Here is a 13,586-nt window from a genome sequence, read left to right on the forward strand (position 1 = left end):
AGGCGGCTTCGGTCGCCTGCCACCCTTCCACCGGAGAATATGGCAATGAAGTTCACCAAACCGTTTCGCGGCGCCCGCCGCGGCGAAGCCTTCCCGACCGACTTCAAGATCGGCGACGACTGCCCGCCCGAGCTACTGGCAGCCGCAAGGGCAATCGGTGCTATCGAAGACGGTCCGACCGTGGCTGAATATGTCGCCGCCGGCTATCTGGCGAAGAACTATCCGCCGCAAGGCTACGCCTCGCGCAGCACGCCCGAGGAAAATGCGCAGGCGGTCGCCGCGCAGGAGGCGGAGGCCAAGGCAAAACTGGAGCAAAAGGCCAAGGACGCCTTGGGCAATAAGGCTGAGGGCGCTCCCAAGAACAAGGCGGCCGAGTAATGCATCGCCCCGTTCTCGTCACGCCGCCTGCAATTCTGCCGGTCACGCTGGAGGAAGCGCGGCGGTTCGTCATCGTCGAGGCCGAGGAAGACGGCCCCGTCCTTGAGGCCATGTTGGAAGCGGCAGCCGGGATGTTCGATGGTTGGAACGGGGTGCTTGGCCGCTGTCTGGTCGAGCAGGAATGGCGGCAGGATTTCGACCGCTTTGAGAGCTGCTTGCCGTTGCCTTTGCTGCCGGTCATGTCGATTTCCAGCGTCACCTATCTCGGCGAGGATGGCGGCACGGTCGAGGTCGATCCGGATCGCTATTCGTTGGTGACGGATGCCGGTGGTATTTCGTATGTCGTCTTTAGAGATATGTCGGTCGGTGGGCCGGTGAGCATCACCTACAAGGCTGGGTACGTCACCGCTCCCAAGGTGCCGGCCGATGGCGATACGCCCGCCATTCCAGCGCGCTCCACCGTTCCAGCGCCCATCAAGACGGCCATCTGCATGCTCGTCGCGCAGTGGTTCAACAGCCGCGAGGCAACCGTCACCGGCACCATTGCGACTGAATTGCCGCTGGCGGTGGATGCGCTGATCACCCCTTACAAGGTTCGGAGGCTCTGACAATGGCACGTGTCCGCTTCATCCACGACTTCGATTACAAGCCGACGCCCATGTCGACCATTGCCTACAAGGCCGGCATGGAACTGACAGTGAAGCGCGAATGTGTGGATAAGGCTGTCGCGCTCGGCAAGGCCGCTTTGGTCAGAATGCCGCGCAAGGCCATCAAGCCGATTGACGATACGGAGGTAGACGATGGCGGGCGCGGGTGATCTTCGCTACCGCGTTGCCTTCGACCGGCGCGACCGGGTGAAGGATGATGCCGGAAACCATCAGCGCCAGTTCGTCGAGCAGTTCCAACGCCGGGCCGCGTTCATCTATGCCGGCGGCGGGGAGGCCGTCATGGCAGCGAGGCTGGAAGGCCGCGGCGTCCTGAAGGTGCGGGTGCGATCGTGCTCATTGACGCGCACCATCACGCAGGACTGGCAGATGCGAGACGCCCGTTCCGGCGAGTTCGTGAATGATGTCTGGACCGGCACGACCTATGCCATCAGGGAGGTGGACGCCCTGACAGATCGGCAGTGGGTGTATCTGGTCGTGGAACGCGGAGTGGCGAGCTGATGGTCCGGGCAACCAAAATCCTCGGCCTGGCGAAGCTGCAACGAAAGCTGGATCGGCTCCCCGAAATTGCTAAGCAGCACATCACGGAAGCTTTGGAAAAGGCGGCCGACGAAATTGTGCGTATGGCCAAGAGCCTCGTCCCGGTACTGAAAACACCAGACGAGCGCCGCCGTGCTGGTGCGCTACGCGATAGTATCGGATGGACATGGGGTAAGGTTCCGAAGGGTGCCATGACGCTCGGCAAGGTGGCGGAGAGTGCCCTTGGCGGCGACCTTACCATCACCATCTATGCGGGCACCCGCGACAAGAGCAGCGGTGTCGACGACGCGTTCTATGCGCGATGGGTTGAGTTCGGAACACAGAAGATGCAGGCGCAGCCCTATTTCTTCCCAAGCTACCGGGCGAACAAGAAGCCGGCCGCGCGCCGCATCCGGGCCGGTGTGCGCAAAGCCGCGAAGGCGGCGGCATCGTCATGACCTCGCCCAGCCATGAATTGCAGGTCGCCATCGTAGCGCGGCTGGAGACTGATGCCGGTGTCTCGGCGCTGGTGGCCGGCCGCGTCTATGACGATGTGCCGCCGGAGAATGAGCGCATCGAAGATACCGGCGCGGCCTGGCCCTATGTGTCGATGGGGCCGAGCGACGAGTTGAGCGACGATGCCGACTGCATCGACGGATTCGAGATCAGCTTTCAAATCGATTGTTGGTCGCGAGCGGTTGGTTTTCCGGAGGTCAGAAAGGTTGCGGATGCAGTGCGCCGCGCCCTCCATGATGAGGACTTGCCGCTGGCGGAGAACGCCATGGTGTCCTTTCGTCACCGGATAACCCGCGTCATGCGCGATCCCGACGGCAAGACCAGTCATGCCGCCCTGAGCTTTACTGCGGTTGTGGAGCAGCCTTGAGTTTAACCAGCAGTGGCCGCGACTGTGAGCACGATGCTGGTTCCGATGTATATCCACACCGCGAGCGCAAGGGCGAAAAGACAGGTCCGGTTGATAAGGCCGGGGCTCAGCATCCAAGTGCTAACGCGCTGCGCAAATCTGAAAACGTCGTTTGGCATGCCTGAACGTATCACGTCGGCCATTGTCGCGCCACACGACCAAAACTCTAGCGACTTTTGGAATTTTCCTCCCCGTCATCCGGCGGGGCTTCCTACTGCCAACAATGGAGATACCCATGGCAAAGCCCAAAACCCTGCGCGGCGGGAAAGTCCGCGTGCTTCTTGGAGATGACGCCACACCAATCGAATATACTGCGCCGTGCGGCTTCACGTCGAAGTCGATCACGCTCACCAAGGGATTGGAGGAGGTCCAGATCCCCGATTGCGACAATCCCGATGCCGTCGATTGGCTCGGTCGCGATGCAGTCTCGTTGAGCATGGGCATCAACGGCGAAGGCCTGATGGCGCAGGAAAGTGTAGAGACCTGGCTGGATGCGTGGGAAAGCGTGGAAAGTGTGCCGGCGAAGGTCGAGTGGGAGTTTCCGGCCAAGACCATCACGTGGACTGGCTTCATGCATGTTGAAACCGTGCAGGCCGATGCACCGAACGGTCGCCGCGTCACGTCCAATATCAGCATGCAGAGTGATGGCGAGATGGTCCGTACCGTCACGCCGGAGGCCGGCGGATGAGCCGCGATGCCTCTGTCACGCTCGATTGGGCTGACGGGACCTATGTGTTCCGTCTGGCCTGGGCTGAACTGGAGATGCTTCAGGAGGCCGTCGATGCCGGCCCTTGGGTTGTTCTCCAGCGCCTCGTCGACAAGAGTTGCCGAGTAGGCGACATTTCGAATGTCATTCGCCTTGGGCTTATCGGCGGCGGGCTGGAGCCGGTGGCCGCACTCAAGCTGGTACGCTCCTACGTCGAGGCGCGCCCGCCAGCGGAAAGTCTCATTCACGCCTTTGCCGTCCTTAGCGCCGCATTGAACGGAGCGCCGGAGGAGCCGGTGGGGGAGCACGAGGCGGCAAATCAAGAGGCGGAGAACGCCTAGACGAATTGCCAAATGGCAAGGTCAGATTTGCCGCCATCTACGGGAATGGTGCCGCCATGGGGTTTATCCCGCAAGATGTCGGCCGCATGTCGGTGTGGAAGTACCTCGCTGCGCTCGACGGCTATATCGCCGCCAACAGCACCGACGAGGACAAGAGCCTTACCGAGAGCGAGAAGGACGAACTGGCAGAGTGGCTGGGGATTTGACGCTAGTTCACCTCTACGATCTCGCGACCAATCAGCAGAAGCACAGCTCCAGCGAGCGATGCTGTGGCCAGCGTCGTAAAATATACCGATGAAAACTCTGGAACGGCGAGCACACCGCTCAAGTCTTCCAGCCGCTGCTCAAAGGAGCTTCGGTTCGCGAAGCGGCTTAAAGCTCCGTGGTACTCCCATGCTGCCAGCGGCGTTGGTAGCACAAACATAGCCGCGCCCAGCCACCCCAGCTTCGTGAGCCTGTATCTCATGGTTTTCATGATCCCCTCCATAAAGTTTTAGCGCCAAGGTAATGAATCATGGCCACTGATCTAGAGAAATTGGTCGTTCAACTATCGGCTGACATTCGTGGTTTCGACAAGGAACTTGCGCGAATGAACGGCGTCTCGAACCGACAGTTCAACGCTATTGAACGCCGCGCGCGTCAGATGAACAAGAACCTTGACGGAATTTTTGCGCGATCCTTCAAGGGGCTGGTTGCGCCACTTGCTGGCGTCGGGGCCGTGCTGGGTACAGCGGAGCTTGCGAGGCTTGCAGATACCTGGTCGGACCTGAATAGCCGCGTCCGACTTGCCGCTGGCGGTGTTGAGCAGGGCAATGCCGTGATGGAGCGCGTCGGTGAAGTTGCGCGCCGAACCTATTCCAGTCTGGAGCAGACTGCGGAGGGCTACCTGGCCAATGCGACGACGTTGAAGGAGCTTGGCTACACCACCAGCCAGACTTTGGATTTCACGGAATCGCTGAATAATGCGCTGGTCGTTTCCGGCGCAAAGGGACAGCGCGCTGAAAGCGTCATGAATGCCCTATCGAAAGCCATGGCTCTTGGTAAGCTCTCGGGCGAAAATCTCAACACGGTGATCTCTCAGGGTGGACGCGTAGCGGAAGCCCTCGCGGAAGGTCTGGGCGTCGGGGTCAATCAGCTTCGGGCGCTCGGCACGGCCGGAAAGATAACTGGTCGTGACGTAGTGCAGGCGCTGTCATCGCAGATGGAGAAGCTGCGCAAGGAAGCTGCCGAAATGCCCGGCACAATTTCGGACGGCATCCAGCTCCTGCAAAACGCGATGCTTCAGTATGTTGGCAACGCCGATCAGGCGACTGGTGTCTCCCAGGAAATAGCCGAAGCGCTGGAGATGATGGCGGACAACTTCGACAAAACCGCAGACGTCGCACTGCAATTGGCTGCCGTTATCGCGGGTGCGCTTATCGGGCGATCGCTGACTGGAATGATAAAAACTCTAGGGTTGGCAGGAACGGCACTTGCGAATTTCACTCGCGCCTTGGTGGCTGCTCGCACTGTAGGCGGGCTTACTGCCGCCTTTGGTGGCCTTGGTGCGGCGGCAGGCCCTGTCGGCATGGTCATCGGTGGGGCGGTTGTTTCATCGCTTATCCTGTTCAGCAATACCACGGCTTCAGCAGGTGAAGGCGCAAAGCGTTTCGCCGACCGTCTTCGCGAATTGGAAAAAGCAGCGGAAGATGCCGGCGATCAGGTTGAAAATGCTGCGAACAGGTTCAGTGCGGAGAAACTGAACGCGTTGACAAACGAGGTGAAGGCGGCAGAGGTCGAGCTTATCAGTGCGAAGGAGGCCGTCGAGGCGCTCTTTGCATCCTTGTTCACCAACGCCGATCTCTCGATTGTTCCGGATGCTCAGATAGACGAGCTTCGCCAATTGAAGCGCAGCCTTGACGATGGAACGATTTCTGCGGAAGAGGCGAAGAATAGATTATTCGCTCTGGCGAACCTCAATCCCAACTTCCAAGCGCTGGCAAATACGTTTCAGCCAGTATTGGACAACCTGACTCGCGTGTCACAGGGGGCCCGTGACGCAGCGGCGGAGCTTGCAGCACTTAGCACGGGCAGGCTGCAAGGAGCCTATCAGCAATACGCGGACTCCCGTATTGCCGGGAATGCAATCGAAGCGGATCGCAATGCTTATGTCGACGAGGCGCTGCGCCGGGCGAAGCTTGGCAAGGATCAGTTGGCACTCGAAAACGAGATCGCCAGCGTCCGGCGTGCATCCCTTGCCGACGGTAAGAAGCTCACGGAAGATCAGATCAAGCGCATCGCTGATGCCAACCTTGCCGGCAACGCTTCCCGTACTGCCGAAGGAAAGAAGCCGAAGAAGGAGCGCGATGACGAATACGAGCGCCTGACGAAATCCATCCAGGAACGAACCGCAGCGATTATCGCCGAGACGGCAGCGCAGCGGACCATTGATCCGCTCATCGACGATTACGGCTTCACGCTCGCCCGAGCGCAGGCTGCGCAGGATCTGCTAACCGCAGCACAGAAGGCGGGCACGGCCGCGGGCAAGGAACTGAAGGACGTCCAGCAGCTTCTTGCCGGCGACTTCGAAAACCTGTCACCGGCCGCCCGCGAGCAGGCTCGGGCGATACTGGAAATGGCCAGCAGCTATGGCACGGCAATTGAGGCTTCCGAGCGCTTCGCCGAAAAGCAGGATGAAATCCGCCAGCGTGCCGAGGACGCGCTTTCGACGGCGAAGGACGTAACGCGTGGCGTGGTCGACGGCTTTATCGAGGGGGCCGACGCGGCTGACATCTTTGCCAACAGCCTCAAGAAAATCGGCAGTGCGCTGATCGACGATGTCCTGAACAACATCTTCAAGGTCAACAATGCCGTCGGCGGTGGCGGGTGGCTGTCGGGGATTTTCGGGTTGTTCGGGGGCGGGGGTTCGTTCCCTGCTGCTCCCACGGGTGGGTTGTATGCGAATGGCGGCTATACCGGCCCTGGCGGCAAGAACCAGCCGGCTGGCATCGTCCACAAGGGTGAAGTCGTCTTCTCGCAGGCGGACGTTGCCCGTATGGGCGGCGTGGCCGCCGTGGAGGCGCTGCGTCGTGGTTATGCGAACGGCGGTCCAGTTGGTATCCGCGCCCCGGTCATGCCGAGGATGCGGGCGGCGGCGGGCGATACCATCGTCGTGAACTTTCAGCCGACGATCAATGCGCCGAATGCAGACGCGGCCGGGTTGGCCGAGGTCAGGCACGATCTGGCGGTGATGAAGAAGGAGATGCCGGCGCGCGCCGTCGCGGCGATCCAGGACGCCAGGCGGCGGAATGTGAAGGGGCTGTAATGGCGGTCACCTATCCTTTTGACCTTCTCGACGGCTTCCCCGGCTGGTCGACGGAATTCGAGCCGCTGATGCGGCAGGAGCATTCACGGACGGCGGGCGGCGTCACCTATGTGAAGGACTTCGGTTCGCCGCTCTGGCGGGCAAGCTATGTGTCACGCTCGCTTACCCCCAACGATCTCGATGCATGGCGGGCGCGCCTCGATCTGATGGAGGGTGGGCTCCAGCAGTTTCGTGGCCGGCAACTCTCCCGCTGCTATCCGATCCGATATCCGCGCGGATCCTGGCCGACGAGCAACGGTTTTAACGGGGTCAATGCCAAGATCAATACGATCAACGGCAATCGCAAGGTCGTTACGGTTGGCGGGTTGGGCGGAGGCCTTGTGCTGCTGCCGGGAGATTTGCTGAAAATCCGCGACAACCTGCATCGTGTCGTGGCAGGGGGAGCGGCGACCGGCGCGGGTGTGCTGTCCGGACTGGAGGTGCGGCCTCATCTCTGGCCGGACACGGTCGTCAACGATCCGGTGTCGCTTGATCACCCTTACTGCCTGATGACGATTGTCTCCGGTTCGATCCGCTCCTCGGCGGATGCTGCGACCGGACGCGGTGTGATTTCCTTCGACGCGATCGAAAGTCGGTGACATGCGCACAATTTCCTCTGCCAATAACGCGGCGCTTGCCGCGCGCCTTCTGTTGCCTCGGGATTTCCTCTGGATCGTGGCGCGTGACCGTGACGACAACGGTCCGCAGGCGGTCGGCTTCTGGTCGGACGTGGGCAATGTCTCCGCCGACGTTCTCGATCCCGATACGGGGGCGATCGTCACGCGCACATGGTACGGCTCAGGAACGCTGATCGGGATCGACGCCATACCTCTGGTCGCCAATCTGGCGGTCCAGACAGTGACGATCGCCATGAACCAGATCGACGACCTCGTGCAGCAGGCCGTGCGGCTCTACGATTGTAAACAGGCGCGCGTGGAAATCTACCGTGGCCTTCTCAACCCGCTCAATCGCCAGATGGTTGCGCCTGCCTTCTGTCGCTTCGTCGGCTTCGTCGACGAGGTTGACATCACCACGCCGGCCGAAAACCAGACTGGATCCGTAACCCTCAAATGCGTGTCGCACACGCAGGAAATGACGCGCTCGAATCCCGATACGCGATCCGACGTCAGTCAACGCAACCGCGTTGCCGGTGACCGCTTCTATGCGGATGTCTCCACGGTCGGCGATCAGGAATTCTTCTGGGGCCGCGCCCGGGGCAAGATCGACGGAAAGAAGGCCAAGGCATGATCGTCCGTCCAGCGGAGAGCATTGACCGATCCGCCTGCATAGATCTGCTGCACGAAAGCCATGAGGCGGCCGGCTTCACCTGGCCGTTCCTGCCAGATCGAGCGGGACTGCTCTTCGATCTGCATTGCACCTCTCCGCTTGCCTGCTGCCTCGTCCTCGCTGCCGATACGGTTGGCGGGCTGCTGCTGGCATCCGTCTTCGATCATCCCTTCGGCGCGGGTTTCTGGGCCAAGGAAACAGTCTGGTATGTCACGCCGTCGGCGCGAGGGCGAGGCGCTATCCGGATGCTCGACGCCTATGAGGACTGGGCGAAAAACCGGGGCTGCGCTGTTATCGGTATGGCGTCGCTCGCCACGAACGACGTCTCCAGCCTCTACGCCCGCCGTGGTTACGCGCCGGCGGAAACGCACTTCATCAAACACATCTGAGGTCATCTCTCCATGGCTATATTCTCCGGCCTGTCGGCGATCGTCGGCGGGCTGCTCGGCGGTACGTTCCTGTCCGGAATTGGCGGGGCGATCCTCAAGATCGCTGTCGGTATCGGCATCAACCTACTGGCCGCCGCGATATCGGGTCAGGATGCGCCGAAGCCGCAGGAATTCGGCATACAGGGTTCCATCCGCGCGGGTGGCGACATCCCGCGATCCTTCCCGCTCGGCTGGACGGCAACGGCCGGTAGCCTGGTCTACGCCAACGAATGGGGTACGGAAGGCGGAACGCCGAACGCCTACTTCACGCAGGTCATCTCGATCTCCGATCTGCCCATCAACGGGCTGGTCGCGGTCTGGGTGAATGGTGTCAAGGTCACGCTCGATGGCACGGCCGATCCGGAGAAGGGGTCGCCGGTCCTTGAATATCGGGTGAACGGAAAGGATCACCTCTGGGTCAAGTTTCATGACGGCACCCAGACGGTGGCCGACAGCTTCCTGACGGACAGGGTTTCCACCACGGAGCGTCCTTACGGCGAGGATCGTATCGGCTATGGCGTGGCCTACGCCATCTGCACGGCGCGCATCAATGACCAGTTGTTCACCGGGTTTCCCGAGTATCGTTTCGAAGTCAACGGCGCGAAGCTTTACGATCCTTCGAAGGACAGCACCAAACCGGGCGGGTCCGGATCGCAGCGCGAGGGCAATCCTTCCACCTGGGGCGGCGACGGCGATCACCTTCCGGCTGTCCAGATCTACAATCTGCTGCGCGGCATCAGATATGACGGCGAGTGGTTCTACGGCCTGCAAGGCATGTCCGCCGCCCGACTGCCTGCGTCAAACTGGGTGTCGCGCATCAAATATTGCCGCGCCGTCGTCAACGGGTCACCACGCTACCGCAGCGGCGGCGAGATCCCGGTGTCGGCACGGATGGCGGACACGGTCCCAAATCTTTTGACCGCGTGTCAGGGGAGGCTTTCGGAGGCTGGCGGCACCTATACACTCCTGCTCGGCGCTAGTGACGCATCCGTCGCGACCATCACTGACGGCGATATCCTGTCGACCGAAGAGCAGTCCTTCTCGCCGTTCTTCGGCCTTGCCGAAACTATCAACGGGATTTCGGCGACTTATCCATCGCCGGCCGAAGGCTGGAACAAAAAGACCGCCCCGCCGCGCTATAACGCGCAGTTCGAGACGGAAGACGGCAATCGCCGCCTCATGGCGGATGTCTCGCTGGATTTCGTGCCGTACAAGGTTCAGGTGCAGCGGTTGACAAAGTCGGCGCTGGCCGAGGCGCGGCGTGCGCGACGGCATACGTTCACGCTGCCGCCGGCATTCTGGCCGCTGGAGCCGGGTGACTTCGTGACCCTGACCAGCGCACGAAACGGCTATAGCAACAAGAAATTCCGCGTCGACGGCGTGGTCGACAAGGAAAACCTCGATGTCATCGTCGATATAACCGAAGTCGATCCGAGTGATTACGACTGGAACCAATCGACAGACTATCGCGATGAGCCGGATGGGCGGCTGATCAAGAACCCACCGAAACCACAGACTATCGCCGACTGGTTCGCCAGTGCGGCGGCTATTGACGATTCGAGCGGCGCGGGACGGCGACCGGCCATTCGGCTTTCGTGGGATGGTGACGTTGATGACGTCGTAGCCGTACAGTTCCAGGTGCGGCACCAGGGGATCATAATTTACCGCGGCCGTTCCGACGATGTGCCTGCCGGATCGATCCTGATCAGTCAGGGCCTGCTGCCAGATGACGACTATCAGGTGCGCGGCCGCTACATCCCTGCGTCGCCCCGCGAAACGACGTGGGGAGGCTGGCTACCCGTCCATACGTTGGATTTGCGGCTCGGAACGAACGACATCCTCGACGAGGCGATCACGGAACTCAAGCTTGCCGACCGCGCGGTGTCGTCGCTTAAAATCCAGCTTGAGGCGATCACGAGCGATCTGGTCGACAATGAGGCGATCATCGCCAGCAAGCTTGCCGCCGGCGCGGTGACCATCGCTAAGTTTGCAACGGGCCTGCGCCCGGTCGAGATCCTGTCGGCGCTGCCCGCTGCCCCGCACATGGCTGGCCGGCAGGTCTATCTGACGACCGACGGCAAGCTCTATCGCAACACCGGCAGCGGCTGGACGGCGGCGACGGCGGCGGCCGACATCACCGGCACGCTGGCGAGTGCACAGATCGAGAGCCTCGCCGCCTCCCAGATTACCGGCCAGCTCACCAATAGTCAGATTGCCGATCTGGCGGCCGCCAAGCTCACCGGGCAGATCGTCGCCAGCCAGATCGCAGACAGCGCGGTGACCATCGGCAAGTTTGCCGCCGGCATCCGGCCGGTCGAAATCCTCTCCGCCTTGCCCGGAGCACCGCATACGGCGGGGCGGCAGGTCTATCTGACGGGCGACGGCAAGCTCTATCGCAACACCGGCAGCGGCTGGACGGCGGCGACGGCTGCGGCCGACATTACCGGCACGCTGGCGAGTGCACAGATCGAGAGCCTTACCGCCTCCAAGGTTACCGGTCAGCTCACCAATAGTCAGATTGCCGATCTGGCGGCCGCCAAGCTCACCGGGCAGATCGTCGCCAGCCAGATCGCAGACAGCGCGGTGACCATCGGCAAGTTTGCCGCCGGCATCCGGCCGGTCGAGATCCTGTCGGCGCTGCCGGCGAGCGGCAACGTCGAGGGCCGGCAGGTCTATCTGACGACGACCAAACGCACCTACACCTATCGCAACGGCGCGTTTGACGATGGCGTCGACGCCAGCCAGATCGTCGGCAAGCTGGTGGCAGGCCAGATCGCTGCGGCGGCTATCGGTGCAACCGAGATCGCTGCCGGTGCAGTGACCGCGTCCAAGCTCTTCGTCGGTGACTGGTCCAACCTGATTGTGGACTCCAGCTATACGGACCTCTCCGGGATTGCAGCCGGTGGGTCGACCCTGGGCACCTTGGCTGGCAATGCCGCCTGGGGCACCGACCGCCTGTTGCGCGTCACGGCCACGGCAAACTGGGGGCAGGCTATCTTCCCTGTGTTCCCGGTCGTGGCCGGAGAGCAACTCTATGGTGCCGTCAACACGCGATGTGTATCCGGCGACGGCATGCGCGCCCGGATGATGATCCAGTGGCAGGATCAAGATGGTGCGGGTATCGGCAACATCAACATCGGGACCAGCCAGTCCACCAGCGTCGTAGAGCTTGCGGGCTCCGTTACCGCTCCGCCGGGCGCGGCCTACGCGCGGCTACATCTTCAGGCGACGGATGCTGACGCCGGCGGAATCGTCTACTTCGGACGCCCGGTTGTAAGGCGCAAGGCGACTGGCGAGTTGATCGTCGACGGTGCGGTGACGGCCGACAAGCTTGCGGCGGCCAGCGTGACGACGAGCAAAGTCGCCGCCGGCGCGATAACCGCCAACGAGATCGCAGCTAACGCGGTCACCGCCGCCAAGGTGGCGGCCGGTGCGATCGAGGCAGCTGCGCTTGCCGCCGGCGCTGTCGTCGCCGACAAGATCGCGGCCGGGGCCGTCACCACCGCCAAGCTCGATGCGCTCGCCGTCACGGCCGACAAGCTGGCCGCCAATAGTGTCGTGGCCGGCAAGATCGCGGCGGCCGCCGTCTCGGCAACCGAGATCGCCGCCAGGGCCATCACCGCCTCCAAGCTCGCCGTGGGTGATTTCACCAATCTGATCGTTGACCCGGATTATGCGGATCTATCTGCGATCAGTGCCGGCGGCGGCACAGTGACCACCGCAGCGGCCGGAGACCCGGCATGGGGTACGGACCGGTTACTGTCCGTCGTGGCCACCAACGATTGGGGTCAGGCGCTTTTCCCTTCTTTCCCGGTAACCCCGGGCGAGCAAATCTATGGCAGCATCAAGGCGCGGTGTTATGCGCCAGCGGGGGCTCGCGCCCGGCTCGCAATACAGTGGTGGGATCGGACCGGTGCTGCGATAGCTTCTTCGGGGTTTGGCACGACCACGTCGACAAGCATTGTCACCCTCGCTGACACCGTTACCGCCCCGCCAGACGCGGCCTACGGCCGTATCCATCTACAGGCGACCGATGTCGTCGGGGCGGCTGCTTTGTTCGGGCGGCCGCTTGTAAGGCGCAAGGCGACCGGCGAGCTGATCGTCGACGGCGCGATCACGGCTGACAAGATCGCGGCGGCCAGCGTGACGACGAGCAAAGTCGCGGCGGGCGCGATCACGGCCAACGAGATCGCAGCCGGCGCGGTCACCGCCGTCAAGGTGGCGGCGGGTGCGATCGAGAGCGCCAAGATCGCAGCCGGCGCGGTCGTCGCCGACAAGATCGCGGCCGGGGCCGTCACCACGGCCAAGCTCGATGCGCTCGCCGTCACGGCCGACAAGATCGCAGCCAACAGTGTGGTGGCGGGCAAGATTGCCGCCGGGGCAGTGACGGCGACCGAACTCGGCGCGGGGTCCGTCACGGCCGTCAAGATCGCGGCGGGGGCGGTCACGGCCAACAAGATCAACGTCAATAATCTGGCGGCGATCAATGCGACGTTGGGTAACGTCGATATCTCAAGCGCTAACATCGGCACGCTTACCGTCGGCACCAGTAACATCGCCGAGGGCGCTGTCACCGACGTGCAGTCGTTTTACGACAACTCGTCCGTTTCGATCGCCGCCGGGAGCAATACACTCATCGCATCGGTCACAGTGACAACCGAAGCAAACCAGAAAGTCATCCTGGAATCCTTGTGCGATCTAACCCTCTTCTCAAATCCCGCCAATACGGCGTCTCTCGTTATCAGGAGGGCCGGCAACGATGTAGGTTTGGCGTATTCGATGAAGATGTGGGGGGTCATCACTCCCGCCCCGCCTGATTACGTGGATCCCTATCAATACGACAACGTGACCTTGCGGGCGGTGGATACTCCGCCAGCCGGGACGCACGTCTATCAGTTGAGGCTTATTCGCGGGGTCACCGGCACCCAGACCGGATCCGTCGACAGGCGCTGGCTCTCGGCGCTCGTCTGCAAGCGATAACGGTTTTTTCCAACCCG

At 62.1% G+C, this 13,586-nt stretch carries 14 protein-coding genes; 13 read left to right on the forward strand and 1 reads right to left on the reverse strand.

The annotated features are described in order from the left end of the window. Window positions 1-45: 45 nt before the first annotated feature. From KYK29_RS05075 to KYK29_RS05110, 8 genes are all read left to right on the forward strand, one after another. Window positions 46-378 carry a hypothetical protein gene (locus KYK29_RS05075; RefSeq protein ID WP_254689747.1) on the forward strand — a complete coding sequence of 111 codons (333 nt, stop codon included), beginning with the start codon at window positions 46-48 and terminating at the stop codon, window positions 376-378. After that, a complete protein-coding gene (locus KYK29_RS05080; RefSeq protein ID WP_254689748.1) occupies window positions 378-986 on the forward strand; it encodes a head-tail connector protein in 609 nt (202 codons plus the stop codon). The genes KYK29_RS05075 and KYK29_RS05080 overlap by 1 nt, the downstream gene beginning before the upstream one ends. 2 nt (window positions 987-988) lie before the next feature. Then, a complete protein-coding gene (locus KYK29_RS05085; protein WP_254689749.1) occupies window positions 989-1,195 on the forward strand; it encodes a hypothetical protein in 207 nt (68 codons plus the stop codon). Next, window positions 1,179-1,544 (forward strand): phage head completion protein, encoded by a 366-nt coding sequence (locus KYK29_RS05090; RefSeq protein WP_254689750.1) that lies wholly within the window; start codon window positions 1,179-1,181, stop codon window positions 1,542-1,544. The genes KYK29_RS05085 and KYK29_RS05090 overlap by 17 nt, the downstream gene beginning before the upstream one ends. Then, window positions 1,544-2,020, forward strand: a complete 477-nt coding sequence (locus KYK29_RS05095) for an HK97-gp10 family putative phage morphogenesis protein (RefSeq protein ID WP_254689751.1) — start codon at window positions 1,544-1,546, stop codon at window positions 2,018-2,020. The genes KYK29_RS05090 and KYK29_RS05095 overlap by 1 nt, the downstream gene beginning before the upstream one ends. Next, window positions 2,017-2,445, forward strand: coding sequence for a DUF3168 domain-containing protein (locus KYK29_RS05100; protein ID WP_254689752.1), 429 nt, complete (start codon window positions 2,017-2,019; stop codon window positions 2,443-2,445). Before KYK29_RS05095 ends, KYK29_RS05100 begins: the two co-directional genes overlap by 4 nt. A gap of 274 nt (window positions 2,446-2,719) precedes the next feature. Then, on the forward strand, window positions 2,720-3,172 hold the full coding sequence (locus tag KYK29_RS05105) for a phage tail tube protein (protein WP_254689753.1): 453 nt from the start codon (window positions 2,720-2,722) through the stop codon (window positions 3,170-3,172). Next, window positions 3,169-3,531: a gene transfer agent family protein gene (locus tag KYK29_RS05110; protein ID WP_254689754.1), complete on the forward strand. Its 363-nt coding sequence runs from the start codon at window positions 3,169-3,171 to the stop codon at window positions 3,529-3,531. Before KYK29_RS05105 ends, KYK29_RS05110 begins: the two co-directional genes overlap by 4 nt. Window positions 3,532-3,739: 208 nt before the next feature. Here the strand turns inward: KYK29_RS05110 and KYK29_RS05115 are convergent, their stop codons facing one another. Then, complete coding sequence (locus tag KYK29_RS05115; RefSeq protein ID WP_254689755.1) at window positions 3,740-4,006, reverse strand: hypothetical protein; 267 nt, start codon at window positions 4,004-4,006, stop codon at window positions 3,740-3,742. A 39-nt stretch (window positions 4,007-4,045) separates the two neighbouring features. Here KYK29_RS05115 and KYK29_RS05120 point away from each other — a divergent pair, with 39 nt between their 5' ends. From KYK29_RS05120 to KYK29_RS05140, 5 genes are read left to right on the forward strand one after another with little or no spacing between them, the layout of a single operon-like run. Beyond that, window positions 4,046-6,835, forward strand: a complete 2,790-nt coding sequence (locus KYK29_RS05120) for a tape measure protein (protein ID WP_254689756.1) — start codon at window positions 4,046-4,048, stop codon at window positions 6,833-6,835. Continuing rightward, a complete protein-coding gene (locus tag KYK29_RS05125) occupies window positions 6,835-7,473 on the forward strand; it encodes a hypothetical protein (protein ID WP_254689757.1) in 639 nt (212 codons plus the stop codon). Before KYK29_RS05120 ends, KYK29_RS05125 begins: the two co-directional genes overlap by 1 nt. Window position 7,474: 1 nt before the next feature. Further along, window positions 7,475-8,122 (forward strand): hypothetical protein, encoded by a 648-nt coding sequence (locus tag KYK29_RS05130; RefSeq protein WP_254689758.1) that lies wholly within the window; start codon window positions 7,475-7,477, stop codon window positions 8,120-8,122. Continuing rightward, on the forward strand, window positions 8,119-8,550 hold the full coding sequence (locus tag KYK29_RS05135) for a GNAT family N-acetyltransferase (RefSeq protein ID WP_254689759.1): 432 nt from the start codon (window positions 8,119-8,121) through the stop codon (window positions 8,548-8,550). Before KYK29_RS05130 ends, KYK29_RS05135 begins: the two co-directional genes overlap by 4 nt. Before the next feature lie 12 nt (window positions 8,551-8,562). Next, window positions 8,563-13,569 carry a phage tail protein gene (locus tag KYK29_RS05140; protein ID WP_254689760.1) on the forward strand — a complete coding sequence of 1,669 codons (5,007 nt, stop codon included), beginning with the start codon at window positions 8,563-8,565 and terminating at the stop codon, window positions 13,567-13,569. The last annotated feature ends 17 nt before the right edge of the window (window positions 13,570-13,586 follow it).

Source organism: Shinella daejeonensis (genome assembly GCF_024281235.1).
Classification (GTDB): Bacteria; Pseudomonadota; Alphaproteobacteria; order Rhizobiales; family Rhizobiaceae; genus Shinella; species Shinella daejeonensis.

Coding starts and splice junctions, on each gene's coding strand:
- KYK29_RS05135 (WP_254689759.1), top strand. CDS start 8,119: ATGATCGTCCGTCCAGCGGAGAGCATTGACCGATCCGCCTGCATAGAT.
- KYK29_RS05100 (WP_254689752.1), top strand. CDS start 2,017: ATGACCTCGCCCAGCCATGAATTGCAGGTCGCCATCGTAGCGCGGCTG.
- KYK29_RS05085 (WP_254689749.1), top strand. CDS start 989: ATGGCACGTGTCCGCTTCATCCACGACTTCGATTACAAGCCGACGCCC.
- KYK29_RS05125 (WP_254689757.1), top strand. CDS start 6,835: ATGGCGGTCACCTATCCTTTTGACCTTCTCGACGGCTTCCCCGGCTGG.
- KYK29_RS05140 (WP_254689760.1), top strand. CDS start 8,563: ATGGCTATATTCTCCGGCCTGTCGGCGATCGTCGGCGGGCTGCTCGGC.
- KYK29_RS05090 (WP_254689750.1), top strand. CDS start 1,179: ATGGCGGGCGCGGGTGATCTTCGCTACCGCGTTGCCTTCGACCGGCGC.
- KYK29_RS05075 (WP_254689747.1), top strand. CDS start 46: ATGAAGTTCACCAAACCGTTTCGCGGCGCCCGCCGCGGCGAAGCCTTC.
- KYK29_RS05080 (WP_254689748.1), top strand. CDS start 378: ATGCATCGCCCCGTTCTCGTCACGCCGCCTGCAATTCTGCCGGTCACG.
- KYK29_RS05130 (WP_254689758.1), top strand. CDS start 7,475: ATGCGCACAATTTCCTCTGCCAATAACGCGGCGCTTGCCGCGCGCCTT.
- KYK29_RS05120 (WP_254689756.1), top strand. CDS start 4,046: ATGGCCACTGATCTAGAGAAATTGGTCGTTCAACTATCGGCTGACATT.
- KYK29_RS05095 (WP_254689751.1), top strand. CDS start 1,544: ATGGTCCGGGCAACCAAAATCCTCGGCCTGGCGAAGCTGCAACGAAAG.
- KYK29_RS05110 (WP_254689754.1), top strand. CDS start 3,169: ATGAGCCGCGATGCCTCTGTCACGCTCGATTGGGCTGACGGGACCTAT.
- KYK29_RS05115 (WP_254689755.1), bottom strand. CDS start 4,006: ATGAAAACCATGAGATACAGGCTCACGAAGCTGGGGTGGCTGGGCGCG.
- KYK29_RS05105 (WP_254689753.1), top strand. CDS start 2,720: ATGGCAAAGCCCAAAACCCTGCGCGGCGGGAAAGTCCGCGTGCTTCTT.